Origin of the sequence: Streptomyces glaucus, from assembly GCF_039533365.1 — a bacterium.
Taxonomy (GTDB): domain Bacteria; phylum Actinomycetota; class Actinomycetes; order Streptomycetales; family Streptomycetaceae; genus Streptomyces; species Streptomyces glaucus.
Genome location: NZ_BAAATK010000062.1, coordinates 1 through 23,216, shown reverse-complemented (window position 1 = coordinate 23,216; position 23,216 = coordinate 1). Strand labels below are relative to the sequence as shown.

At 75.8% G+C, this 23,216-nt stretch carries 23 protein-coding genes; 10 read left to right on the top strand and 13 right to left on the bottom strand.

Features of this window, described 5'->3' with window-relative positions:
- Positions 1 to 34 precede the first annotated feature (34 nt).
- Positions 35 to 1,630, bottom strand: coding sequence for a sodium/solute symporter (locus tag ABD363_RS29240; RefSeq protein ID WP_344608959.1), 1,596 nt, complete (start codon positions 1,628 to 1,630; stop codon positions 35 to 37).
- Positions 1,624 to 2,067, bottom strand: coding sequence for a DUF485 domain-containing protein (locus tag ABD363_RS29235; protein WP_344608957.1), 444 nt, complete (start codon positions 2,065 to 2,067; stop codon positions 1,624 to 1,626). The genes ABD363_RS29240 and ABD363_RS29235 overlap by 7 nt, the downstream gene beginning before the upstream one ends.
- Positions 2,068 to 2,554: 487 nt before the next feature.
- Between ABD363_RS29235 and ABD363_RS29230 the strand changes: the two genes are divergently transcribed.
- Positions 2,555 to 3,046, top strand: a complete 492-nt coding sequence (locus ABD363_RS29230; RefSeq protein ID WP_344608955.1) for a phosphatase domain-containing protein — start codon at positions 2,555 to 2,557, stop codon at positions 3,044 to 3,046.
- Between the two features lie 24 nt (positions 3,047 to 3,070).
- Here ABD363_RS29230 and ABD363_RS29225 read toward each other — a convergent pair whose 3' ends face one another.
- From ABD363_RS29225 to egtA, 5 genes are all read right to left on the bottom strand, one after another.
- The gene (locus ABD363_RS29225; RefSeq protein WP_344608953.1) at positions 3,071 to 3,286 is read right to left on the bottom strand and encodes a dodecin; all 216 of its coding nucleotides are present in this window, start codon (positions 3,284 to 3,286) and stop codon (positions 3,071 to 3,073) included.
- Between the two features lie 288 nt (positions 3,287 to 3,574).
- Positions 3,575 to 4,537: an L-histidine N(alpha)-methyltransferase gene (gene egtD, locus ABD363_RS29220; protein ID WP_344608951.1), complete on the bottom strand. Its 963-nt coding sequence runs from the start codon at positions 4,535 to 4,537 to the stop codon at positions 3,575 to 3,577.
- On the bottom strand, positions 4,534 to 5,325 hold the full coding sequence (gene egtC, locus ABD363_RS29215; protein WP_344608949.1) for an ergothioneine biosynthesis protein EgtC: 792 nt from the start codon (positions 5,323 to 5,325) through the stop codon (positions 4,534 to 4,536). Before egtC ends, egtD begins: the two co-directional genes overlap by 4 nt.
- Positions 5,325 to 6,641, bottom strand: coding sequence for an ergothioneine biosynthesis protein EgtB (egtB, locus tag ABD363_RS29210; protein WP_344608947.1), 1,317 nt, complete (start codon positions 6,639 to 6,641; stop codon positions 5,325 to 5,327). The genes egtC and egtB overlap by 1 nt, the downstream gene beginning before the upstream one ends.
- Entirely contained in the window at positions 6,638 to 7,945 is a 1,308-nt protein-coding gene (gene egtA, locus ABD363_RS29205) for an ergothioneine biosynthesis glutamate--cysteine ligase EgtA (RefSeq protein WP_344608945.1), read from the bottom strand. Before egtA ends, egtB begins: the two co-directional genes overlap by 4 nt.
- A gap of 288 nt (positions 7,946 to 8,233) precedes the next feature.
- On the opposite strand from egtA, the gene ABD363_RS29200 reads away from it, so the two are divergent.
- Positions 8,234 to 9,058 carry a TIGR02452 family protein gene (locus tag ABD363_RS29200; protein ID WP_344608943.1) on the top strand — a complete coding sequence of 275 codons (825 nt, stop codon included), beginning with the start codon at positions 8,234 to 8,236 and terminating at the stop codon, positions 9,056 to 9,058.
- 42 nt (positions 9,059 to 9,100) lie between these two features.
- Here ABD363_RS29200 and ABD363_RS29195 read toward each other — a convergent pair whose 3' ends face one another.
- Positions 9,101 to 9,547, bottom strand: a complete 447-nt coding sequence (locus ABD363_RS29195; protein WP_344608941.1) for a type II toxin-antitoxin system PemK/MazF family toxin — start codon at positions 9,545 to 9,547, stop codon at positions 9,101 to 9,103.
- A gap of 508 nt (positions 9,548 to 10,055) precedes the next feature.
- On the opposite strand from ABD363_RS29195, the gene ABD363_RS29190 reads away from it, so the two are divergent.
- Positions 10,056 to 11,105, top strand: coding sequence for a LacI family DNA-binding transcriptional regulator (locus tag ABD363_RS29190; RefSeq protein WP_344608939.1), 1,050 nt, complete (start codon positions 10,056 to 10,058; stop codon positions 11,103 to 11,105).
- 117 nt (positions 11,106 to 11,222) lie between these two features.
- Here ABD363_RS29190 and ABD363_RS29185 read toward each other — a convergent pair whose 3' ends face one another.
- Positions 11,223 to 12,296: a lytic polysaccharide monooxygenase auxiliary activity family 9 protein gene (locus tag ABD363_RS29185; RefSeq protein ID WP_344608937.1), complete on the bottom strand. Its 1,074-nt coding sequence runs from the start codon at positions 12,294 to 12,296 to the stop codon at positions 11,223 to 11,225.
- Between the two features lie 406 nt (positions 12,297 to 12,702).
- Here ABD363_RS29185 and ABD363_RS29180 point away from each other — a divergent pair, with 406 nt between their 5' ends.
- The gene (locus ABD363_RS29180) at positions 12,703 to 13,827 is read left to right on the top strand and encodes a glycoside hydrolase family 12 protein (protein ID WP_344608934.1); all 1,125 of its coding nucleotides are present in this window, start codon (positions 12,703 to 12,705) and stop codon (positions 13,825 to 13,827) included.
- A 455-nt stretch (positions 13,828 to 14,282) separates the two neighbouring features.
- Positions 14,283 to 14,711: a VOC family protein gene (locus tag ABD363_RS29175; RefSeq protein ID WP_344608932.1), complete on the top strand. Its 429-nt coding sequence runs from the start codon at positions 14,283 to 14,285 to the stop codon at positions 14,709 to 14,711.
- Positions 14,712 to 14,771: 60 nt separating this feature from the next.
- Here ABD363_RS29175 and ABD363_RS29170 read toward each other — a convergent pair whose 3' ends face one another.
- Positions 14,772 to 16,019 carry an MFS transporter gene (locus ABD363_RS29170; protein WP_344608976.1) on the bottom strand — a complete coding sequence of 416 codons (1,248 nt, stop codon included), beginning with the start codon at positions 16,017 to 16,019 and terminating at the stop codon, positions 14,772 to 14,774.
- Between the two features lie 200 nt (positions 16,020 to 16,219).
- Complete coding sequence (locus ABD363_RS29165) at positions 16,220 to 17,491, bottom strand: hypothetical protein (protein WP_344608930.1); 1,272 nt, start codon at positions 17,489 to 17,491, stop codon at positions 16,220 to 16,222.
- A gap of 195 nt (positions 17,492 to 17,686) precedes the next feature.
- Between ABD363_RS29165 and ABD363_RS29160 the strand changes: the two genes are divergently transcribed.
- A complete protein-coding gene (locus tag ABD363_RS29160; protein ID WP_344608928.1) occupies positions 17,687 to 18,115 on the top strand; it encodes a CBS domain-containing protein in 429 nt (142 codons plus the stop codon).
- Between the two features lie 43 nt (positions 18,116 to 18,158).
- The gene (locus ABD363_RS29155; RefSeq protein ID WP_344608926.1) at positions 18,159 to 18,563 is read left to right on the top strand and encodes a DUF6343 family protein; all 405 of its coding nucleotides are present in this window, start codon (positions 18,159 to 18,161) and stop codon (positions 18,561 to 18,563) included.
- Between the two features lie 42 nt (positions 18,564 to 18,605).
- On the opposite strand, the gene ABD363_RS29150 is transcribed toward ABD363_RS29155, so the two are convergent.
- Positions 18,606 to 19,058 carry a YbhB/YbcL family Raf kinase inhibitor-like protein gene (locus tag ABD363_RS29150; RefSeq protein WP_344608924.1) on the bottom strand — a complete coding sequence of 151 codons (453 nt, stop codon included), beginning with the start codon at positions 19,056 to 19,058 and terminating at the stop codon, positions 18,606 to 18,608.
- A gap of 132 nt (positions 19,059 to 19,190) precedes the next feature.
- Between ABD363_RS29150 and ABD363_RS29145 the strand changes: the two genes are divergently transcribed.
- Together ABD363_RS29145 and ABD363_RS29140 are read left to right on the top strand one after the other, a co-directional pair.
- On the top strand, positions 19,191 to 20,210 hold the full coding sequence (locus ABD363_RS29145; RefSeq protein ID WP_344608922.1) for a sigma-70 family RNA polymerase sigma factor: 1,020 nt from the start codon (positions 19,191 to 19,193) through the stop codon (positions 20,208 to 20,210).
- 267 nt (positions 20,211 to 20,477) lie between these two features.
- A complete protein-coding gene (locus ABD363_RS29140) occupies positions 20,478 to 21,899 on the top strand; it encodes an RtcB family protein (RefSeq protein ID WP_344608920.1) in 1,422 nt (473 codons plus the stop codon).
- A gap of 50 nt (positions 21,900 to 21,949) precedes the next feature.
- On the opposite strand, the gene ABD363_RS29135 is transcribed toward ABD363_RS29140, so the two are convergent.
- On the bottom strand, positions 21,950 to 22,405 hold the full coding sequence (locus ABD363_RS29135) for an archease (protein WP_344608918.1): 456 nt from the start codon (positions 22,403 to 22,405) through the stop codon (positions 21,950 to 21,952).
- Between the two features lie 233 nt (positions 22,406 to 22,638).
- Here ABD363_RS29135 and ABD363_RS29130 point away from each other — a divergent pair.
- Positions 22,639 to 23,216 (top strand): hypothetical protein (locus ABD363_RS29130; RefSeq protein ID WP_344608916.1); only part of this gene is annotated, 578 nt, incomplete at its 3' end.

Below are 23,216 nucleotides of genomic sequence, written 5' to 3'. Positions count from 1 at the left end.
GGCGCGCCGGACGGCGGGGTGGGCGTACGGGGTGTCACTCCCGGGCGCCCACCAGGGCCCGCACCTCGAACTCCTCCTGGGCGTCGCGGTCCTGACGGCGGCTCAGCACCGTGCCGAGCCAGCCGAGGAGGAAGCCGGCCGGGATGGAGACGATGCCCGGGTTCTGCAGCGGGAACCAGGCGACGTCCGTGTCCGGGTAGAACGAGACCGGGGTGCCGGAGACGACGGGGGAGAACAGCACCAGCAGCACCGAGCAGGCCAGGCCGCCGTAGAGGCTGAGCAGCGCGCCCAGGGCGGTGAAGCGCCGCCAGAAGAGGGTGTAGACGATCGTCGGCAGGATCGAGGACGCCGCGATGGCGAAGGCGAGGAAGGCGAGCGTCGCGGTGTTGGTCCCCCAGGCGACCAGGGCGAGCAGCATGCCGAGGACGCCGATGACGGCCCCGGACAGCCGGGCGACGGTCAGTTCCTCCGTCTCGCTCGCCCGGCCCTTGCGGATCACCTCGCCGTACAGGTCGTGGGCGAGGGACGAGGCCGCGGCGAGGGTGAGGCCGGCCGCGACGGCGAGCAGCGTGACGAAGGCCAGGCAGGTCAGCAGGGCCGTGAGGATGCCGCCGCCGAGGGCGTGCGCGAGCAGCAGGACGGCCGCGTCGCCCTTGTGGTCCGTGGTCTCGATGGCGTCCCGGCCGACCAGGGCGGTGGCGCCCAGGCCGAGGACGCCGGCCGCCAGGCAGATCACCCCGACCAGTCCCAGGGCCCAGACGACGGAGGAGCGCAGCACGTCGGTCCTGCGCGGGGCGAGCAGCCGCATCAGCACGTGGGGGAGGGCGGCGAGACCGAGCACGATGGCCAGTTCCAGGCTGAAGAAGTCGAGCTTGCTGACGGTGCTGCCGCCGTAGCGCAGCCCCGGCTCCAGGAATCCCGCGCCGAGGCCGCTGCCGTCGGCGGCGGCGGCGAGCAGCGCGTCGGGGTTCCAGTCGAAGCGGTGCAGCACCCAGCCCGCGGTGACCGTGACACCCGCCACCAGCATCACGGCCTTGATGATCTGGATGACGGTGGCTCCGGGCATGCCGCCGAGGGAGGCGTACATGATGACGACGGTGCCGATGACGACCACGCACAACGTGCGGGTGGCGGCGCTGGGCTCGCCGGTGAACTGGGTCAGCAGGGCGACGCTGCCGACGAGCTGCGCCACCAGGTAGAGGGTCGCGACGGCCAGGGTGCACACGGCCAGCGCGAGCCGCACCGACCGCTGCCGGCGGGGCAGGCGCAGGGCCACCGTGTCGCCCAGCGTGAACCGGCCCGTGCGGTGCAGCGGCTCGGCGATCAGCAGCAGCACCATCATCCAGGCGACGGTGGTGCCGCCGAGGTACATCAGCCCGTCGTACCCGGTCAGGGCGACCAGCCCGGTGCTGCCGAGCAGGGTGGCCGCGGACACGTAGTCGCCGCACATGGCCAGGCCGTTGCGCAGCGGCGACATGGCACGGTTGCCCAGGTAGAACTCGCTGATCTCGTCGCGCTGAGGGGCGGTCAGCAGAGCCGTGAACAAAGTGATCACGACCACCGACAGGAACAGCACGAACGTCAGCTGCAGGCTGTGCTCGTCGGCGATGCCGGCGGACAGGGTCACCACGTGCGGTACCCCCTCGCACCGCCGGCGGGGCGTCCGGCGGCCGCGCCCGGCGCGGCCGGGCCGGGACGGGGGGCCTCGGGGCGGTGCAGCCGGGCCTGGAGGCGGTGGGCGAGCGGGTCGGCCTTGACCCGGGCGTGCCGGACGTAGCGCCAGGCGGTCACGGCCATCACGGCGAACTGGGCGAGACCCAGGGCGAGCCCGACCGTGAGGTGGCCGAGCAGGGGCTCGTTCATCACCGCGGGCGCGAAACTCGACAGCAGCACGTACAGCAGGAATCCACCGACGGACAGGGCCGTGGCCCGGGCCCCGAACCGGCGCCGTTCGCGGCGCAGCGAGTGGAATTCGGGGTCGTCGGATATTCGCTGTGGCTTTACCGGCGCGGCGGCCCGGAGCTGAAATGTGGACGAGTCGTCGGGCCACGGTGAATATTCGGGCACAGGCGCACCTTCTTCGCTGCTTCGTGTGCTCCGCACTCGGCTCCTTCGGGCGTCGGCCGTGCAGCTCCCGGGGGTGGTGGAGCGACGGCGAACGCACGACGGGGTGCGGCTCGGTGAAGGATTCGTGAATCCGAATTCTCGGTCCCTCGGATTCACGCGGTTCTCCGGAGATCCTGGAGCGATCCCCGGCGACCTCCGTCCACGGGTGGGGGCGAGGTCGGAAGCGGAGTATTGCAGCGCCGTGCTTGAGCTATCAACTGGTGTGCCGAATAAAGATGATCCCTTGGCGCGTTCGCGTCCTCGTCGGCGGAATCGTGGTATCGCGCCCCCGGCGGGGAGGGGCGTCGGCGCGCCGTCCGGACCCTTCCCCGGCCCGGCCGGCTCCCGCGGACCGTCCGCCGGGGCCGCCCCCGTTCCGCGGCCCGGCCGGCGCCGCCGCGGCGGGCGGCCCGCCGTCCGCCGGCGCCTCCGCCGTAGGGTGGGTGCCGTGAGCGACAGCACCGAGCGACCGCTGGCCGTGTTCGATCTCGACAACACCCTCGCCGACACCGCGCACCGGCAGCGGTTCCTGGAGCGCCGGCCGCGCGACTGGGACGCCTTCTTCGCCGCCGCGCCGCAGGACCCGCCGCTTTCGGAGGGCGTCGCGCTGGCGCGGCGCAGCGCCGAGGAGTGCGAGGTCGTCTACCTCACCGGACGGCCCGAGCGGTGCCGCCGCGACACCCTGGACTGGCTCGCCGCGCACGGGCTGCCCGAGGGGCGCCTCCACATGCGGCGCGACGACGACCGCAGGCCCGCCCGGTTCACCAAACTGGCGATTTTGCGCCGGCTCGCCCGGACCCGGGAGATCCGGGTCCTCGTGGACGACGACGAACTGGTGTGCGCGGACGCCGAGCGGGCGGGCTTCCCCGTCCTGCGGGCGCGCTGGGCGACCCCGTCGGCCGAGCTGGAGGTGGCGCAGGAACGGGAGGGGCGGACCTGACGGCCCGGCCGGGCCGCGGGCGCGTCAGCCCGTTTCCTCCAGGCGGAAGCCGACCTTCAGGCCGACCTGCCAGTGGGCGATGTCCCCGTTCTCGATCTGGCCGCGCACCTGCGTCACCTCGAACCAGTCCAGGTTGCGCAGGGTCTGCGAGGCGCGGGAGATGCCGTTGCGGATGGCCTGGTCGACGCCCTCGGGCGAGGTGCCGAAGATCTCCGTGACCCGGTAGGTGTGGTTCGACATGCGGGTGCTCCTCTCCCGAAGGCTCCATGGCGACGGCGGCGGGTGTGTCCCACGTCACTCCACCGTGCCCCAAGCCGCGGCGGAGCGCGAGGCGCCGCACCGGACGCCCCGGGTCCGCGTACCGGTCCGCGCCGGAAGGCGGCACGGCCGTCCGCGTGCCGCCCGCCCCGGCCCCGCCGCCGGTGCGCGACGGGGCGCTCGCCGGGGCCGGCGCCCGGGCGGGAGACCCGGTGGGCCTCCCGCCGCGTCACCGGGGCCCCGGACCCCGGTCCGGGGCGATCCCCGCCGTCAGCGCGCCACGCTCAGCGACAGCGCGAACCGGCCCTCGCCGTCCGTCCACCAGTGGGTCAACTCCATCCCGGCGGCGGACAGTTCGGCGCGCACCCCCTTCGCGCGGAACTTCGCCGAGACCTCCGTGCGCAGCTCCTCGCCCGCCGCGAAGTCCACGGCGAGGTCGAGCGCGGGCACCTTCACCGTCTGCGCGGTACGGGAGCGCAGCCGCATCTCGATCCACTCGTGCCCGGCGTCCCACAGCGCCACGTGGTCGAAGGCGGCGGTGTCGAAGTCGGCGCCCAGCTCACGGTTGATCACGGTCAGGACGTTCCTGTTGAACGCGGCCGTCACCCCGGCCGCGTCGTCGTACGCCCGGACCAGGACCCGCTCGTCCTTGACCAGGTCGGTGCCCAGCAGCAGGGCGTCGCCGGGCGACAGCAGGGCGCGCACCGACGCCAGGAACGCGGCGCGGTCGGCGGGCGGCAGATTGCCGATCGTGCCGCCGAGGAACGCCACCAGCCGGGGCCCCGGCGCGTCCGGCAGCGTCAGCCCGGCGGTGAAGTCGGCGATCAGCGCGTGCACGGCCAGCCCCGGCCGCTGCGCGGCGAGCGCCCGCCCGGCCCGGGTGAGGGCGCTCTCGCTGACGTCGACGGGCACATAGGTGTGCAGGCCGGTCAGGGCGTCGAGCAGGTACCGGGTCTTCTCGGAGGATCCCGAGCCCAGCTCCACCAGGGTGCGGGCGCGGGCCGCCGCGGCGATCTCACCGGACCGCGCGACGAGGATCTCGCGCTCGGCGCGCGTGGGGTAGTACTCGGGCAGCTCGGTGATCCGCTCGAACAGTTCGCTGCCGTGCGCGTCGTAGAACCATTTCGGGGGCAGCGTCTTGGGGACGCCGGTCAGGCCGTGGCGCACGTCGGCGCGCAGGGCGGCGTCCGTGGCGTCCTCGGGCAGGACGCGGGTGAGCAGGAACGGACTCACGTGCGGGACTCCTTCGCGGGTGCGCAGGCCAGGGGGTCGCCCGGCTCCTCGAGCGGGGTGAGCAGCACGTCCGTGCGGCTCACCGTGAGCAGGGTGCGGTCGGGGACCTCCCGCCAGCGCGGGTCGTCGTCGTAGGGCTCGGAGGCCACGACGGTGCCGCCGCCGGGCCGGGCGAGGTACCACAGGGTGTCGCCCCAGGCGGTGGCGGCGATCGTCGTGCCGTCGGTGAGCAGCAGGTTGAGCCGGGAGGCGGGCGCCGCCCCGGCCACCTGCGCCACCGTGCCGGCCAGCGCCCGCCCCGGCTCGTCGCCGCCGCGCAGCCGGTGCAGGGCCAGCGCCCACACGAGAGCCGAGTCGTTGCGGGCCTCCAGCGACAGCAGTTCCTCCGGGGGCAGGAGGCGGGCCGCCGGCGCCAGCGAACCCGGCCAGCCCGCCACGGCCCCGTTGTGGCTGAACAGCCAGGTCTCCGCCGCGAACGGCGCCGCGGCGGCCTCCGCGTCGGCGCCCGCCAGGGTCGCGTCCCGCACGGCGGCGAGCACCGCCCGCGAGCGCACCACCCGGGCCAGGTCGGCGAAGGACCGGTCCGCCCAGATCGGCCCGGCCCGCCGGTACCGGGCCGGCACCGGGTCCGGGTCGGCGTACCAGCCGACGCCGAAACCGTCGGCGTTGACCGTCCCGTACCGCTGCCGCCGCGGCGCCCACGACTGCCGGTACAGGCCGTGCGGCGGCTCCACGACGAGCCGCCCGAGGGACTGCGGGGGCCCCACGTAGGCGAGGTGACGGCACATCAGTCCTCCTCCGAGCGGGCCGTGCGGAAGCCGGAGAAGATCTGCCGCCGGACCGGGTGGTCCCAGTTGCGGAACGTGCCCCGGCAGGCCACCGCGTCCACGGCGAACGAGCCGCCGCGCAGCACCTTGTACGCGGACCCGAAGAACACCTCCGAGTACTCCCGGTACGGGAAGGCCCGGAACCCCGGGTACGGCAGGAAGTCGCTCGCCGTCCACTCCCACACGTCGCCGATCAGCTGCCGTACGCCGAGCGGCGACTCACCGGCCGGGTAGCTGCCGGCGGGCGCCGGGCGCAGATGCCGCTGCCCGAGGTTGGCGTGCTCGGGCAGCGGATCGGCGTCGCCCCAGGGGTAGCGCCTCGAGCGGTCGCCGGCCGGGTCGTACCGGGCGGCCTTCTCCCACTCGGCCTCGGTGGGCAGCCGGCGCCCGGCCCAGCGGGCGTAGGCGTCGGCCTCGTACCAGCACACGTGCAGCACCGGCTCGTCGGGCGGCACGACCTCCGTGACGCCGAAGCGGCGGCGCAGCCACTGCCCGCCGTCGCGGCGCCAGAACAGCGGGGCGGTGATGGAGTGCCGCCGGACGTGCGCCCAGCCCTCCGGGGCCCACCAGCGGGGGTCGTCGTAGCCGCCGTCCTCGATGAACGCCTGGTAGGCGGCGTTCGTCACCGGCGTGGTGTCGATCCGGAACGGGGCCACCTCGCGCCGGTGCGCGGGGCGCTCGTTGTCCAGGGCCCACGGCTCGGCCGAGGTGCCCATCGTGAACGGGCCGCCCGGCACGAGGACCTCGGCCGGCCCGGTGAACGGCGGCCCGGGCTCCGGGTCCGGGGCGGTCAGCGCCCGCGGCCCCCGGCGGAGCTGATGGGTGATCAGCATCGTCTCGTCGTGCTGCTGTTCGTGCTGCGCGATCATCCCGAAGACGAAGCCCGCCTCGGTCAGCCGCGTCCCGCGGAACGCGGCGCCCGCCAGCACGTCCAGGGCCCGGCCGCGCACCTCGGCCACGTACCGGCGGGCCTCGCCGGGCGGCAGCAGCGGCAGCCGGGGCCGTTCGGCGCGCGGATGCTCGAAGGCGTCGTACAGGCTGTCGATCTCCGGCCGCAGCGCCTCCTGCCCGGCGACGGCCCGCAGCAGCCACTGCTCCTCCTGGTTGCCGATGTGCGCGAGGTCCCACACCAGCGGGGACATCAGCGGCGAGTGCTGCGCGGTCAGGTCGGGATCCTCGACGCAGCCGGTCAGGAGCGTGGTGCGGGCGCGGGCGGCGGTGAGCGAGGCCAGGGCGCGCTCGCGCAGGACGTCGGCGTCGGGAGCGGGGTCGGTCATGGGCGCGGGTCCTTCCCGTGCGGGCGACGGCTCGCGCCGTCCAGCGTCTGCAACAGGTCGTCGGCGGGGCAGCGGCCCGGAACGACGTAGCGGTCGAGGTACGCCGCGACGGCGTCCGTGACCTCGGTGGTGGCCCCGAGCCGGGGCAGCGCCCCGAGCGCCGCCCGGAAGCAGCCGACGGCCGCCTCGTGCAGTTCGGGGTCGGCGAGCCCCCGCCGGGCCGCGTCGAGCCAGAGCGGGTTGCCCGGGGCGGGCAGGCCGCGGGTCCGCTCGGCGAGCGGTTTCACGGTCCGGTAGGCGGTCTCGCCGGCCTCCGGATCGTCGAAGAGGGCGGCCGTCACGGCGAGCGGCACGATCCACCCGTCGTCGCCGGGCTGCGCGTCGATCATGCGCAGTTCGAGGTGGCCGCGGGGCCTGACCGGCGGGAACAGCGTCGTGATGTGGTAGTCGAGATCGCCGCGGGTGGGCGGTCTCGGCGACCGGGACCGGGTCCACTCGCGGAAGGTCAGCCCGTCCGGCACGTCCCAGGGCCCGTCGTCCCGCCGTACGCACATCACCGGGGAGTCCAGCACATGCCGGGCCCAGGCGGCGCGCGGGTCGGCGTCCAGCGGGGGGCCGCCCGCCCGGCCGGGGCCGATCTCGGCCCACCGCAGCTGCCGGGTGGACAGCCAGCCGGTGGGCCGCCGCCCGGCGACGGGGGAGTTGGCGAACGCGGCCACCAGGACCGGGCCCAGCCGGTGGGCCAGCCACCAGCGCCGCACATGGCCGAGGGGGCCGGGTTCCTCGTGGCCGGCGTCCAGGCACACCTGCACCGACGCCGAGGTGCACATCATGGCGCGGCCGGCCGGGCCGGCGCGGTCCAGGCAGGCCTCCATGGCGTCGTACCGCGGCTCGCGCAGGAACCGGCGCGGCGGGTGCCAGGGATCGTGGCCGATGCCGACGAGTGCCAGACCGTCCTCGCGCAGGACCGCGCGGACGGCGTCGAGGTCGGCGGAGACGGTACCGATGCACTCCATCAGCGAGGCGGCGGGGGGCGAGCTCAGCTCCAGCTGGCCGCCGGGTTCCACGGTGAGCGCCGACCTCAGAGGCAGGGTCCGCAGCGCGGCGTAGGCCGCTCGGAGTCGTTCGGGCGGTACGGGGAGCTGCGGGGCGCGCAGCTCGTGGACGAGCCATTCCACTTCGACGCCGAGGCGGCGGGGCGGTCCGGTCTTGAAGCAGATGCCCCGGACCAGGGCCTCGACCTCGGCTTCGGTGACGGCGGCGAGGTGCTCCGTACAGCCGCCCGCTATCGATGAATCGGACATGTCGGGATCCTCCTGAGATTCCACCATGCCGCCGGGGCCCGCGACGGGTGGCCCGGGCCGGCTCACCCGTCCCACCCAAGGCCGTCGGGCCGCCGCGCACAAGAGCGCCTACGGGGACGTTCCGCCTCGGCCGTCTTCGCTCCCCGGCCGTTCACCCGGGCTTTCCAGGGCGTCTTCGGGCCGGGAAACCCGGTTGCGCCCCGGAATCAGGATCGCTCACGATGCCGTCATGAGCACGACGGGGGAGGCCGCGCGGCGCGTGGTCGCGGCGCGTACGGGGGTGGCGCCGTGAGCGCGCGCCTGCGCGATGTCGCGGAGGAGACGGAACGGATCGTGGCGGCGGGGGCGTACCGCGCCTTCGACGGGCGCGAGGTGCCGATCGCCGCGGCGGTCGAGGCGGCCCGCCGGGGCACGCGGATGTACGGGCCGGAGCCGGTCGGGATCCCGCCGGTGCCGCCGGCGGACCCCTTCTTCGAGGTCACGGAGGAGACCAGCCTGGCGGCGGCCCGCCGGCTCGGCGGCGACGTGGCCGTGCTGAACTTCGCCTCCGCGCGCAACCCCGGCGGCGGCTACCGCAACGGCGCCCAGGCCCAGGAGGAGGCCCTGTGCCGGGCCTCGGCCCTGTACACCTGCCTGCTGCGGGCCCGCGGGTTCTACGATCACCACCGCGCCCACCGCGACCCGTTCTACACGGACCGCGTCATCCACTCACCCGGCGTGCCCGTCTTCCGGGACGACCGCGGCCGCCTGCTGGACGAGCCGTACACCGCCTCCTTCCTGACGGCCGCCGCCCCCAACGCGGGCGTCGTCCTGCGCACGGCGCCGGAGCGCGCGGCGGACCTGCCGCGCGCCCTCGCCGTGCGGGCCGAGCGGGTGCTGGAGACGGCCGTGGCCCACGGCCACCGGCGGCTGGTCCTCGGCGCCTGGGGCTGCGGAGTGTTCCGCAACGACCCGGAGCAGGTCGCGGGCGCGTTCCGGGCGTTGCTCGGCCCCGGCGGACGGTTCGCCTCCGCCTTCACGCACGTGGTGTTCGGCATCCCGGACCGCACGCCCGGCGGCACGGTCCGCGCGGCGTTCGCCCGGGCGTTCCCGGAGCACCGGCCGCAGCGGTGACGGCTCCGGGGCGCCGGTCGCGGCCGTGGCGCTTCCGGAGCGTCAGCTCCAGCCGTAGCGCTCCCGCAGCCGCTGCCGCACCAGGTTGAAGCGCATCCGGTCCAGCGCACAGGCCTCCCGGCGCATGCCCTGCTCGTGCAGCCGCAGCACCCGGTCCACCGCGACCCACGACGCGCGCCCCGACCGGTCCCACGGCCCGCTGCCGATCGGCACCCACTCCCGGTCGCCGTCGTGCCGCTTGCTGGACAGCTGGACGGCGAGGAAGGTGCCGGCGGCCTCACGGGCGACGACGAGCACCGGACGGTCCTTGCCCCGGCCGTCGTTCTCCTCGAACGGCACCCAGGTCCAGACGACCTCGCCGGGGTCCGGATCGCCGTCGTGCGCGGGGGAGTACTCGGTCCGCACCCGGCCGACCTCGCGCGGGTCGGCCTCGGTGGTGGCGCAGGGGCCGTGGCGGCCGGGGGCGTTCTCATCGGTGTACGCGGTCACGGAGTCACGGTAGAGCGTGCGCCCCGGTGCGGGGACGCCGCGTCCCGCGAACGCCTTCGTGCGGACACCGGGGCGCCCGGCACGTCCGCGGGACGCGCCGGGCGCCCCGCGAACGCGCTCACGCGGCCGGGAAGTCCGCGCCGGAAGCCGGAAGCCGGAAGCCGGAAGCCGGAAGCCGGAAACCGGGGACCGGGGACCGGCCGCTGGGCGAAGCGCCCGGACCGCCCGGCACCGCGCCGGCCCCGCCCCGCCCGTGCGTTCCCGCGGGCACCCCGCCTTCGAGGAGGTGCCCGGGAGCCCACTATGGCGAACCTGTGGCGGTCCGGTGAAGGGGTGTGACGGGATCGGGGGGCCGGCGGCGGCAGGCGGGACGGCGGACAGCGCGGCCCCGGCCGTCGCACCCGCCGGGCCGGGCCGACGCCTGTCGTGCGCGGGTGGCGGAAATCCTCCGCCGGGACCGGGCGCGCGGGCCGTACCATGCGGGAGCGGTGAGGGGGAGGTCGAGGCGATGGCGGGCAGACAGCGGACCGGGACGCCGACGCTGGAGGACGTGGCGGCGCTCGCCGGCGTCGGCCGCGGCACGGTCTCACGCGTCGTCAACAACGCCGCCGGGGTGAAGGACTCGACCCGGCGGGCCGTCGAGCGGGCCATCGCGGAGCTGGGGTACGTCCCCAACCACGCCGCGCGCTCCCTCGCCGGGCGGCGCGCGGACGCGGTGGCCCTGGTGGTGACGGAGGCCGAATGGCGGCTGTTCGGGGAGCCGTTCTTCGCCGAGACCGTACGGGCCGTCAGCGACGCCCTCGCCGACAGCGGCATGCACCTGCTGCTCACCCTGGTCCGCGGCGCCGCCGAGCGCCGGCGGTTCGTGGAGTACGCGCGGGGCGGCCGGGTCGACGGCGTGCTGCTGGTGTCCGCGCACGGCGGCGAACCGCTGCCGGACATGCTGGCGGAGCTGGGCATCGCGACGGTCCTGCTGGGGCGCCGCTCGGCCGACGAGCCCGTCTCCTACGTGGACGTCGACAACGTGGGCGGCGCCCGCACGGCCGTCCGCTACCTGCTCGGCAGCGGCAGGAGCGCCATCGCCACCATCACCGGCCCGCTCGACATGTACGTGGCCCAGTGCCGGCTGCGCGGCTACCGCGAGGCCCTGGGGCGCGGGACGGAGCGGGACGCCGCACCCGCGCCGGGCGCCCCCGACGACTCCTGGGTCGCCGAGGGCGACTTCACCGAGGAGAGCGGACGCCGGGCGATGCGCGAACTGCTCGCCCGGCATCCCGGCCTCGACGCCGTCCTCGTCGCCTCCGACACCATGGCCGCGGGCGCCGTGCACGCGCTGCGCGCGGCGGGCCGCCGCGTGCCCGACGACGTCGCCGTGATCGGCTTCGACGACTTCCCGCTCGCCCAGCACATCCATCCGCGGCTCACCACCGTGCGCCAGCCGGTCGACGAGATCGGGCGGGCCCTGGTCCGCCTGCTCCTGGAGGAGCTGGAGGACTCGGCGGTGGCCTGGCGGCACGTGGTCCTGCGCACCGAACTCGTGCGCAGGGACTCCGCCTGACCCGGTCCGGCACCGGGCCCGGGGCGCCGCGGGCCCGGCCCGCGAGGGCCGCCCGCGGCGCCCGGCCGCCCGCCGGTCAGGCCCGCGGGGACGCGGGCAGCGGACGGCCCGCCGGGCTCACGACGTGCTGCACCCGACCGAGCCGACCGGATAGTCGTTGCCGGTCGAGGTCGCGGTGAAGCCGAAGGTGACGCTCCCGTCCGCCGCGATCGTGCGGTTGTGGTCCAGGCTCTTCACCGTCACCGTGCCGTCCGGTCCGGTCGCCGCGGATCCGCCCCACAGACTGCCGATCCTGGTCCCGGTGCCCGGTTTCCATGCCACCGTCCAGCCGTTGATCGGTTCCGTGCCGTGGTTCATGACCTCGACCGACCCCTGGAAGCCGCCGTTCCAGGCGTTGGTCACGGTGTAGTGGGCCATGCAGGAACCGGTGGGCGTGGGGGTCGGCGTCGGCGTCGGCGTGGGGTCCGGGGTGCCCGCCGAGCCGCGGATGCCGGTCACCTCGCCGTTGCCGCCGTCGAAGACGATGTCGGAGCAGGAGAAGAAGTTCTCCTGGCTGTCCGAACGCACCCACTGGATGAACAGCAGGGCGTCACCGGAGCGGCCCGAGGGCAGCTTCAGATCCCAGTGGTAGTGGCCGCTGTCGGTCCCCGGGGACCCCTGCTGGGGCGGGTTGGTCACCGTCTGGATCAGCTCCAGGTCGCTCCAGGCCAGCTGGGAGGTGGGCGACCAGCCGGGCTTGGTGAGGTAGACCCGGAAGTCGCCCGGGTGCGCGGCCCAGTTGCTGTACCGCACCCGCATCGTCGCCCCGGAGGTCAGATGCGTACGGGGCCAGTCGGAGCGGGCCGCGTTGTAGCCGGAGAAGTTGTACGGCGACCGGTCGCCCGCGCTGCACAGCTTGCCGTCGGGCACGTAACCCGCGCCGCGCCCGCCCGCGTTGGAGTCGAGCACGGCGAACCAGTTGTACAGGGAGCCCGCGCCGCTCTGCTGCAGCGCGGCGCGGCACGCCGGGTTGGTCGGTTCCAGTGAGCCGGTGCCGGTGAGGGCGTCCCGGTAGCACAGATAGGTCCGCGAGCCGGGCGTCAGCGCGACGCCGTGGGCCTGCGCCGGGCTCTGGCCCAGGACGAGCAGGCCGAGCGAGGCGACGGCGGTGGCGAAGGCCGCGAATAAGGCGTAGATCCTGCGTCGTGACAAGGAACTTCACCCTTCGGGAGGGCTGGGCCGGCCCGGCATGGCGTGCCGCGGCACCCGGGGGACGGACCGGCGCCAGGAGGAGGGATATTGCGTGGGCATGACATCCCGAGGATTGGGAGCGCTCCCACTTCTGGTCACGGTAGCGAGGGGTCAAGGGGCTGTAAATGGGGCGGCGGCGATCCGTGGTCCGGGTCGGGGAAGAAGAGTCCGCCGGGGCGCGTCCGTTCCCCGCCCGCCGTCGAAATCCGTTCGACGTGTTCACGCCCACTGTCTTGTCACGCCTCCCGGGCGCCCCTACAGTCCCGTTCCGGACCGGCAACTTGGGAGCGCTCCCACGCCTGTGGTGAGCGGGAGCGCTCCCGATCCCCCAGGACACCGGCCCACCCTCCTTCCCGAGAGGACCCGCATGCGACCGTTACCGTCCCCCGTCCGCGCCGCCCGCGGCCTGCTCGCAGCGCTGCTGACGGCTCTCGGCACACTCGCGGCCCTCCTGACCGCCGTCCCGGCCGCGCAGGCCGACACCACCCTCTGCGAACAGTTCGGCTCGACGACGATCCAGGGCCGTTACGTGGTGCAGAACAACCGCTGGGGCACCAGCGAGGAGCAGTGCGTCACCGCCACCGACACGGGATTCCGGGTCACCCGGGCGGACGGCTCGGTGCCCACCAACGGGGCCCCGAAGTCGTATCCGTCCGTCTTCAACGGCTGCCACTACACCAACTGCTCGCCCGGCACCGCCCTGCCCGCCCGGGTGAGCTCCATCTCCAGCGCGCCGACCAGCATCTCCTACGGCTACGTCAGCAACGCGGTCTACAACGCCTCGTACGACATCTGGCTCGACCCGACGCCGCGCACCGACGGCGTCAACCGCACCGAGATCATGGTGTGGTTCAACCGGGTCGGGCCGATCCAGCCGATCGGCTCCCCGGTGGGCACCGCCACCGTGGGCGGGCGCAGCTGGGAGGTGTGGTCGGGCAGCAACGGCTCCAACGACGTGCTGTCCTTCGTCGCCCCGTCCGCCATCGGCAGCTGGAGCTTCGACGTGATGGACTTCGTCGACCAGGCGGTCGCCCGCGGCCTCGCCCAGTCGTCCTGGTACCTGACGAGCGTCCAGGCCGGGTTCGAGCCGTGGCAGAACGGGGCCGGGCTGGCCGTCAACTCCTTCTCGTCCTCCGTCAACACCGGCGGCGGCTCGGGCGATCCCGGTACGCCGGCCGCCTGCGAGGTCACCTACTCCGCCAGCGTCTGGCAGGGCGGCTTCACCGCCGACGTGAAGGTCGCCAACAAGGGCTCGGCCCCGGTCGACGGCTGGCGGCTCGGCTTCACCCTGCCCTCCGGGCAGACCGTCACCAGCGCCTGGAACGCCTCCGTGTCGCCGTCCTCGGGGGCCGTCACCGCGACCGGCCTCTCCCACAACGCGCGGATCGCGGCCGGCGGCAGCCAGAGCTTCGGCCTCCAGGGCACCTACAGCGGCACCTTCGCCGAGCCCGCCGCCTTCACCCTGAACGGCGCCGCCTGCACGGTGAGGTAGCGCGGCCGGACGGTCCCGCGAGGACCGACGCGAGCCCCGGGGCCCACCCTCCCTTCCCCACGCCGACAGGGCGGGCCCCGGTTCCTCCCGGCCGCCGGAACACTTCCGGCCGCCGGGGCACCTCCGGCCGCCGGACCGCGCCCGGTCGCCGGACCGCGCCCGGTCGCCGGACCGCGGAAAACCCGGTGACCGCGGCACGGCCCGGCACGGCAATGGGGCGGCACGGCGCCGGACCGCACCCGGCACGAGGCCGCGAAGCGGTGCCGGCCGGGGACAGCCGGCGCGGTGAGCGCGCGGACCGGCCGCGCACGGCGACCGCGGGGCGCCGCGCGGCGGAAAACCGCTGGACACCCACGGACACGGATCCCTACGATCCGCGGTGCGGCATCGCGTGCCGGTCACCGGCCGGGTGAGGCATGGAGGCGCCGCGGAGATGCCCGTGGAGGCATTCACCCATGTCCGTCGAGTTCAACCACACCATCGTTCTCTCCCGCGACCGGGAGAGGTCCGCTCGTTTCCTCGCCGGGGTCCTGGGACTGGACGTCGGCGCACCGGCCGGTCCCTTCCTGCCGGTGACCACCGCCAACGGTGTCACGCTGGACTTCCTCACCCTCGACACCGACATCCCGGTGCAGCACTACGCGTTCCTCGTGTCGGAGGACGAGTTCGACGGGATCCTCGCCCGCCTGGTCGGCGCAGGCGTCCCGGTCCAGGCCGATCCGCACGGCCGGCACCCGCGCCGGATCAACCGCAACGACGGCGGGCGCGGCGTGTACTTCACCGACCCGGACGGCCACGGCCTGGAGGTCATCACCCGCCCGTACGGCAGCGACCCGTCCTCGCCCCTCAACGGCGTCACGGAGGAGGTCCCCGGCGCCCGCTGAGCGGGCCCGGGCGCGCGGACGCCCGGTGTCCCCGCACGGGGGCGCCGGGCGTCCGGCGGGTCAGGGGCGGCTCCGGGCCGGTTCCGCCCCGGGCCGGGGCGCGTGGTCGCGGCGCGGGAGCAGGAGCGGGGTCGCCAGCAGGAGCAGACCGGCGAGGGCGATCGCGGCGCGGGGGCCGACGAGGCCGGCCAGCAGGCCCCACAGGGCGGTCAGCGCGGCGACGGAGGCCTTGCCGGTCACGGACCAGGCGGACAGCGTACGGGTGACCCGGTCGGCCGGGGTGCGGTCGAGACGGTGGGTGGCGAACACCGGGTTGAACACGCCCACGCACGTGATCAGCGCGAACTCCACGGCCACGACCAGCACCAGCCCCGTGGCGCCGGGGTGGAGGAGGACCAGGCCGAGCGGCCAGCACGCGCGCAGCGTGCCGGCGGTGCGCAGGACCCGGTGCCGCCCGAACCGGGCGACGAGCCGGCGGGACAGCCGCGAGCCGACCAGTCCGCCGGCGCAGGGCAGGGCGAAGGCCAGGCCGTACTGCCAGGGCGCGAAGCCGAGGGGGCCGAGCATCAGGACGGCGAGCAGCGGCGAGGTCGCCATGATCAGACCGTTGACCAGGACCGTGTTGAGGAACAGCGGCCGCAGCACCGGATCGGCCAGGATGTACCGCCACCCGTCGAGCAGGTCGCCCGCGCGGAGCCGTGACGACGCGCCGGTCCGCACGGGCCGGGGCTCCCGGCCGCCGATCGCGCGGATCCCCAGCGCCGAGAGCAGATAGCTGACCGCGTCCGCCACCACCGTCGCCACCGGGCCGAACGCGCCGGCCGCCGCCCCGCCGAGCGGTGGTCCGGCCATGGTGGCCGTCCAGGCCGTCGCCTCCAGCCGCCCGTTCGCGACCAGCAGGTCCCCCTTCCCGACGAGCGACTTCAGACAGGCCCCGGCCGCCGCGGTGAAGGTGATGTCGGCCGCGGCGACCACCACCGACACCACCAGCAGCTGGGCGAAGCCGAGCAGGCCGAGGAAATACGCGGCGGGCACGCTCAGCAGCGCGGCGCACCGGACCAGGTCCATGGCGATCATCACCGGCCGCTTGCGGCGGAACTCCACCCACGGGCCGAGCGGCACCGCGACCACGGCGCCCACCGCCGACCCCACGGCCGCCAGCGCCGCCACCTGGGTCGGCCCGGCGTGCAGCACCACCAGGGCGATCAGCGGAAACGCGTCGAACGCCAGCCGCGTGCCGAACGCGCTGACCCCGTACGCCGCCCACAGCCACCCGAACCGCCGCCCCAGCGACCGCCCGCCCACCACGACCACCCCCGCTCCGCCCGCCCGGACAACTCCTCGTCGACCGGGGACATCAAAGCGAGCGGTGGATCCGCGGATCAAACAACCGGCCGGTGAGGGGCCACAACCGACGGTTGTGGCCCCTCACCGGCCGGCGTGGTTCCCGGAGCCGCGCGGCCCGCCCCGCACCGGCGGGGCGGGCCGGTGAACGGCACCGTCCGGCCTCAGGTGCGGGTCGCCGTGCCGCACTCCACCGGGCGGTCGGGGTCGAGGTCCTGGCTGCGGTCGTAGGGGTCCGTCGCCGGGCCGGTCGGCGTGGGGCCCGCCGGGGCGTCGCCGGCGAACCGCGGATGGAGGTAACCGTCGTGGACGCCGCAGGCCGAGTTGCCGGTGCTCTGGTCGAAGCGGGTCACGACGAGCCTGCCCGGCGTCACCCGGTAGGCGCTCGGGTCGGACAGCTCCAGGTCCAGCACGCGCCGCACGATGGTGCGGGTGACCTCGGTGGCGCCCGGGCCGGCCTTGGCGAGGGGGTAGACGAAGGTGTAATCGGCGTGGACGACGACCGAGGCGCGCCGCCCCGCCTCGAACGTCATCCGGCCGCGGGTCTTGACCACGTCGCCGACCAGGCGGACCTCGTCCGGGTCGAACCGGCTGAACATCCACAGCGGGTCGTGGTCCTCGTCCGGCTCGCGCAGCGCCGTCCGCAGCAGCCCGGCGACGTCCTCCTGCCGGGGCTCCAGCACCTCGAACGACTCGTCCGGGTGCCCGCCGCGCAGGGTGACGGGGTCCAGATTGGCGTCCACCAGGAGTCTGCGGGCCTGGCGCAGGGCGAAGGCGACCCGGTCCTTCGACAGCGAACCGACCGCGGTGGCCTCCGGCAGCGTGATGCCCTCGGCGCCGTCGGCGTAGCGCTCCGCGGGGGAGCCGGCGAAGGGCCGGTCCAGCGTGGGCACGCCGGGGAACCCGGCGGCCGGCGGGGCCGTGGGGCGGGCCGTCTCCGGCGGCAGCGACGGCGCGGTCCCGGCCGCGCCCCGGGCGTCCCGGTCCGTGAACCGGTCGCCCAGGCCACCGGGCAGGTGGGACAGGGCCCAGCCCGGGCTGACGGCGACCACGGCCACGGAGACGGCGGCGAGCACGCCGAGCACGCCGGCGCCCCGCCGACGCCGCCCGGCCCGGCCGTTCGCCTCCTGCCGGACCGGGCCGGTGCGCCAGCCCTCGGGCTGCCAGGAGCCGCCGGCGGGCCCCCGCCCGGCCTTCCCCGCCCCGCGCCCGAAGCGCCGGCGTGCCGGGCCGCCCGCCTGCCGGGCCGCCGCCTCGTCCAGCTCGCGCAACCGGGCGGTCACCATCCGGGCCCGCGCCGACGGCTCCTTGGGCGCGGAGTCCCGGATCGCCTGCTCCGAGTCCGCGATGAACCTCTCCCACACCTCGTCGGGCAGGGACGGCGGGCCGTCGGCGTCGTCGCGTTCCGGACCGCCGGCCGGTTCCTGCGTGGTCATGATCCCCCTCCTCGTGCGCGGCCTGCGGGGCCCGGCCGCCAAGTGCCCGGCGCCGCAGGCGAGTAGCAGGGGCACATCCAACCAGACGACTCCGACGACCAGGTGCGCGGGAGGCGGGCGCAGGCCGGTTTACCGGCCCCGCCACGGGCTACGCGGCGGGGGCAGGACCGACCACCGCAAGCCCTGGAGGTGCCCATGACCCGGCGGATACGGGACGTGATGTCACCCGGCGCGGCGTCCGTCGAGCCGATGACCACGCTGACGCGGGCGGCCCGCCTGATGCGCGAGCGGGACGTCGGCGACGTCCTGGTCGCCTACGACTGCGACCTGTTCGGCATCCTGACCGACCGTGACATCGTCCTGCGGGCCGTGGCCGAGGGCCACGACCCCGACGCCACGACCGTGGGCCAGGTGTGCACCCGCCCGCCCGTGGTGACCCTGGCCCCGGACGACACGACCGACCGCGCGGTCGAGCTGATGAGCAGGTACGCCGTCCGCCGCATCCCGGTCGTCGAACGCGGCGGCTGCCCGGTCGGCGTCGTCAGCCTCGGCGACCTCGCCGCCGCCGCGGAGGATCCGGGCCCGGCCCTGGCGGAGATCAGCCGAGCCGCCCCCGGTCACTGAGCGGAGCGGCCGCCGAGCGGAACGACCGCGAAGGAGGAACGGCATGGACGATCCGCGTTCGGCCCGCGGAGGGCCGGTGGACGGCGCGCGGCAGGGCCCAGACCCGCCGGCCGGGCGCGCCCGGGACGGCCCGGGCCGCCCGGTGCCGCGGGCCCGCTCCGGCCTCGTCGGGCGGCGGTGGCCCCGTACCGGGGACGAACCGAGCACCGCGCAGAGCCCGCTGCGGCTGCGGCTGCTGCTGGCGGCCGTCTTCCTGCCCTTCTTCACCGCGGCGGCCGTCTTCTTCGGCGTGTGGGCCGCCGGCTCGGGTCCCGGCGACAGCCCGGACCGCGGCGCGCTGGTGGTCCTCGCCGTCGTCTGCGCGGCGCTGGCCCTGACGGCGGCGGCGGACCTGCTGGTGGTGACGCGCCGGCTGCGGCGGGAACGGGGCGCGCCGGACCGGCCGTAGCGGCCGTGCCGGGCGCCGCCCGCCGCACGGCGGGCGGCCCGGTCAGCGCTGGTACAGCCCGACGAGGGTGCCGCTCGCGAGCTGCTGTTTCCCGGCCGCCTCGCGGACCTGGTCCGCGCTGGGCGCATCGGGCAGCACGCACGGCCCCGGCAGGGCGTACAGCCGGAAGAAGTACCGGTGCGCCTCGTCCCCCGGCGGGGGATGCGGGCCGCCCCAGCCGTGTTCGCCGTAGCCGTTGACGAGCTCGGTGCCGCCGGGCGGGCACTCGCCCGCGGCGACGCCGTCGCTGCGGGGATCGATGCCGACCACGATCCAGTGCACGAAGGTGCCCGTGGGCGCGTCGGGGTCCTCGCACAACAGCACCAGCTCGGTCGCGTCGTCCGGAACGCCGCTCCAGGCCAGCGGAGGGGAGACGTTGTCGCCCTCGTACGCGTACCGGCGGGTGAGGAACGAGTGATCGCTGAAAGCGCTGCTGTTGAGCTCGATGCCAGCCATGCGTCCCGGAGTACCCCCGCCGAGTCGGAATATCGGGCATATTGCGCATATCGGGTGCCTGTGGTCGTGTGTGCGACGCGGGAGCCCCGGGTACCCGGGCCCCGCCAGCAGCAGGGGACGGAGGAACCCGAGATGTCTCCCCCGGCAGACACACCCCCGGCGCCCGGCCGGGAGGACCGCCGCGCCGTCGCCCGCACCGCGCGGCTGCGCGGCAGGATCCCCGAACCCGACGAGGAACCCGACCTGCTCGGCCAGTACCTGGCGCGGATCGGAGCCACCCCGCTGCTCGACGCGCAGGACGAGGTGCGCCTCGCCCGGCGGATGGAGGCCGGTCTGCGGGCGCGCGAGGAACTGGAACGGGCCGACGCGGGCGAGCCCGAGCCGACGCCCGAGCGGCGCCGCGCCCTGGAGCGGGCCGTGCGCGACGGGCAGGCCGCCAAGGACCACATGGTCCGGGCCAACCTGCGGCTCGTGGTGGCGACGGCCAAGCGCCACGCCCACCGGGGGCTGCCCCTGCTGGACGTCATCCAGGAGGGGAACCTGGGGCTGATCAGGGCCGTGGAGAAGTTCGACCACACCAAGGGGTTCAGGTTCTCCACGTACGCCACCTGGTGGATCCGGCAGGCGATCGAGCGCGGCCTCGCGACGCACGCCCGGACGGTACGGCTGCCGATGCACGTCGTGGAACAGCTGCAGAAGCTCGCCAGGACCGAACGGCGGCTGCAGCTGAGCCTCGACCGCGAGCCGACCGCGCAGGAGGTGGCCCGGGAGAGCGGCCTCGCCCTGGACAAGGTCGTCTGGCTGCGCCGGGTCGGCAGGGACGCGGTCAGCCTCGACACGCCGGTGGACGACACCGGCGAGACGGTCGTCGGCGACCTCATCCCCGACACCGACGTGCTGCAGGCTCCCGAGGTCGCCGAGTACCGGGCGCTCGCGGCGGAGCTGCGGGAGGCCGTCGGCGCGCTCGCGCCCCGCGAGGCCCTGATCCTCAGCCTCCGCTACGGCCTGCACGACGGCAGGCCGCGCACCCTGGAGCAGGTGGCCCGGCAGGTGGGCCTGACCCGGGAGCGCGTACGCCGGCTGGAGAAGGCCTCGCTCGCGCACCTCAGGGCGCCCGAGACCCGCGACCGCCTGCTGGACTGGGCGGGCTGACCGGCGCACCGCGTCACCGTCCCCCCTCCCGCCGCCACGGGCGCGCCGCCCCGGTCCGGCACCACGCGGGCGCCCCCGCCGGTCCGGCCGGACGCCGCACACGGCCAGGACCGCTCCCCGGCGGCCGCCCGCCTCCCCGCGGCACGGCTCTCCCCGCCGGCGAAGGCGCCGCGGGGAGAGCCGTGCCGCGGGGAGGCGCGGCCCGACATGGCCGCGCCCGGCAGGGGTACCGCGGACGGAGGGGGACGCGAACCGCGGGAGGCCGTGATGGCACCGGGCACGGATCTGGTCGAGGAACGCCCCTACCGCTTCCGCATCGCGCCCCACGGGCCGATGCGCGTCCCCGGCGTGGTGTTCGCCTCCCGCGGCCTGCTCGCCGACGCCGAGAAGTCGCTGGAGCAGGTCGCCAACGTGGCCACCCTGCCGGGCATCGTCGGCGCCTCGTACGCCATGCCGGACATCCACTGGGGCTACGGCTTCCCCATCGGCGGTGTCGCGGCGACCGACGTCGGCACCGGCGGCGTGGTCTCGCCCGGCGGAGTCGGCTTCGACATCTCCTGCGGGGTGCGGCTGCTCGCCGCCGACGCCGACCGGCGCGCGCTGCGGCCGGCGCTGCCCGCCGTCATGGACGGCCTGGACCGGGCGATCCCGCGCGGCGCCGGCCCCGGCGGCGTGTGGCGGCCGCCCGGCGACGGGCTGGAACGGATCCTGCGCGGCGGTTCCCGGTACGCCGTGGCGGAGGGCTACGGCGAGGAACGCGACCTCGCCCGCTGCGAGGACGGCGGCGCGGTCGCCGACGCCGACGTCACCCGGGTGAGCGAGCGGGCGCGGGAGCGCGGCCTCGGCCAGGTCGGCAGCCTGGGCTCGGCCAACCACTTCCTGGAGGTCCAGGAGGTCGCCGAGGTGTACGACGAGCGGATCGCCGCCGCGTTCGGGCTCGTCCCCGGCCAGGTGTGCGTGATGATCCACTGCGGCTCCCGGGGCCTCGGGCACCAGATCTGCACCGACCACGTCCGGGCGATGGACCGCGCCATGGCCCGCTACGGCATCGCCGTCCCCGACCGGCAACTGGCCTGCACCCCCGTCGGCTCACCGGAGGGGCGGGCCTACCTCGGCGCGATGGCCGCCGCCGCCAACTACGCCCGCGCCAACCGCCAGCTGCTCTCCCACGCGGCCCGCCGGGTGTTCCGCCGCGCCGCCGGCATGCGGCTGTCCCTCGTCTACGACGTGTCCCACAACCTCGCCAAGATCGAGACCCACGGGGTGGCCGGGGAGTGCCGCCGGCTGTGCGTGCACCGCAAGGGCGCCACCCGCGCCTTCCCGCCCGGACACCCCGAACTCCCGCCCGACCTGCGGGAGCACGGGCAGCCGGTGCTCATCCCCGGCACCATGGGCACCGCCTCCTACGTCCTGGCCGGCGTGCCCGGCGGCGACGCGTTCCACTCCACCTGCCACGGCGCGGGCCGGGTGCTCAGCCGCCACCAGGCCGCCCGCACGGTCACCGGCCAGGAACTGCGGGCCCGGCTGGAGGCGCACGGCATCGCGGTCCGCCCGCGTTCGTGGCGGGGCCTGGCCGAGGAGACCCCGGAGGCGTACAAGGACGTCGGCGAGGTGGTGGCCGCCAGCGAGGGCGCGGGCCTGTGCCGCACGGTGGCCCGCCTGGTACCGCTGGGCGTGGTCAAGGGCTGAGCCCGGCGCCGCCGGACGTGGCCGAGGGCCGGGCCCGGCGGCCGGCCCCCTCAGGCGTCGATGGTCACCGCGCACGACCACCCGTACGCGTCCGGCCCGATCCGCAGCTCGTTCCACGCGACGGCCTTCGGCGCGGCCCCGGTGATCTCCACGTCGCGCAGCCCGGCGACCGCCAGCCGCACGTCCAGCCCGCCCTCGTCCTCGTCCGCCTCCACGTCCACGGGCACCTGGCCGTGCACCTCCAGCCGGAAGATGACCTCGTCCAGCAGCGTGGCCAGCAGGTCCTCGTCGCTGCCCTCGGCCAGCCGCACCCGGTCCACGGCGGTGGGCCGCACCCCGGAGACGTCCGCGAAGGACTCCACCATGCCCAGCACCGCCTCCGTCAGACAGCGTTCCCGGTCCGCGGCCCACGCCTCGATGCGGATGTCGGCGGTGTGCGGCACCGTCCGGTGGCCGCTCTCGCCCTGCTGCCGTGCCTGCCTCACGTCGTCCGTGTCACCGACCATGTCAACCGACTGCCCGAGGACCGCCCGCGCATGCGGCCCGCCCGCCCCTCCGGGAGGAATCCGCCCGGCCCCCTCCGGACCGCGCGCCCCCGGGGCGCGCCGGGGGAGGGGGCGCGGGAACCGGACGGGGAGCGGCGGGAACCGGACGACGAACCCCGCCCGTGGTGAGCGCCCCGGCGGGAATTTCCGTACATCCGTGCGAGGGCTCGGTGCGAGTGCGAGGATGAGGCGCCATGACGGCAGGGTGGTGCGCCCGCACGGCACGGGCCGCGGTGTTCGCGGCCGTCTGCACCGTGCTCGCCGCCCTGGGCCACGTCATGACGTCCGGCCACCACCTGACCGCCCCGGCGCTGCTGGCCGGCTGGGCCGCGACCGGTGCCGCGGGCTGGTGCCTGGCGGGCCGCGAGCGCGGGCTGCCGCTGGTCGCGTCCGGCGTGGTCGCCGCCCAGACGGCCCTGCACGGGGTGTTCTCGCTCACCGGGCACGGCGGGGCGGCAACGGCCGCGCCCCCCTCCGGGGACACGGGCGCCGCGGCGCCGCACCCGGCGGCCATGGTCCGGGGGGCCCTCACCGCGTCCCCGGACCATCTGGCCCCCCTGGGACACGCGGGCCACGCGCCACCCGCCGCGGACGGCTCCGCCGCACTCGGCATGGCCGCCGCGCACCTGCCGGCCGCGCTGCTGTGCGGCCTGTGGCTGGGCTACGGGGAGCGGGCCGTCTTCCGCGCCCTGCGCGCCGTCGCCGGCCTGCTCGCGGCTCCCCTGCGGCTGCCGCTCGCCGCGCCCGCGCTGCCGCGCCGGCCGCCCGCCCG

Bases quoted from the DNA above. Each gene is read 5' to 3' on its own strand.
- ABD363_RS29225 (WP_344608953.1), bottom strand. From the start codon at position 3,286: ATGTCGAACCACACCTACCGGGTCACGGAGATCTTCGGCACCTCGCCC.
- egtC (WP_344608949.1), bottom strand. From the start codon at position 5,325: ATGTGCCGTCACCTCGCCTACGTGGGGCCCCCGCAGTCCCTCGGGCGG.
- egtB (WP_344608947.1), bottom strand. From the start codon at position 6,641: ATGACCGACCCCGCTCCCGACGCCGACGTCCTGCGCGAGCGCGCCCTG.
- egtA (WP_344608945.1), bottom strand. From the start codon at position 7,945: ATGTCCGATTCATCGATAGCGGGCGGCTGTACGGAGCACCTCGCCGCC.
- ABD363_RS29190 (WP_344608939.1), top strand. From the start codon at position 10,056: ATGGCGGGCAGACAGCGGACCGGGACGCCGACGCTGGAGGACGTGGCG.
- ABD363_RS29180 (WP_344608934.1), top strand. From the start codon at position 12,703: ATGCGACCGTTACCGTCCCCCGTCCGCGCCGCCCGCGGCCTGCTCGCA.
- ABD363_RS29175 (WP_344608932.1), top strand. From the start codon at position 14,283: ATGTCCGTCGAGTTCAACCACACCATCGTTCTCTCCCGCGACCGGGAG.
- ABD363_RS29165 (WP_344608930.1), bottom strand. From the start codon at position 17,491: ATGACCACGCAGGAACCGGCCGGCGGTCCGGAACGCGACGACGCCGAC.
- ABD363_RS29160 (WP_344608928.1), top strand. From the start codon at position 17,687: ATGACCCGGCGGATACGGGACGTGATGTCACCCGGCGCGGCGTCCGTC.
- ABD363_RS29155 (WP_344608926.1), top strand. From the start codon at position 18,159: ATGGACGATCCGCGTTCGGCCCGCGGAGGGCCGGTGGACGGCGCGCGG.
- ABD363_RS29150 (WP_344608924.1), bottom strand. From the start codon at position 19,058: ATGGCTGGCATCGAGCTCAACAGCAGCGCTTTCAGCGATCACTCGTTC.
- ABD363_RS29145 (WP_344608922.1), top strand. From the start codon at position 19,191: ATGTCTCCCCCGGCAGACACACCCCCGGCGCCCGGCCGGGAGGACCGC.
- ABD363_RS29140 (WP_344608920.1), top strand. From the start codon at position 20,478: ATGGCACCGGGCACGGATCTGGTCGAGGAACGCCCCTACCGCTTCCGC.
- ABD363_RS29135 (WP_344608918.1), bottom strand. From the start codon at position 22,405: ATGGTCGGTGACACGGACGACGTGAGGCAGGCACGGCAGCAGGGCGAG.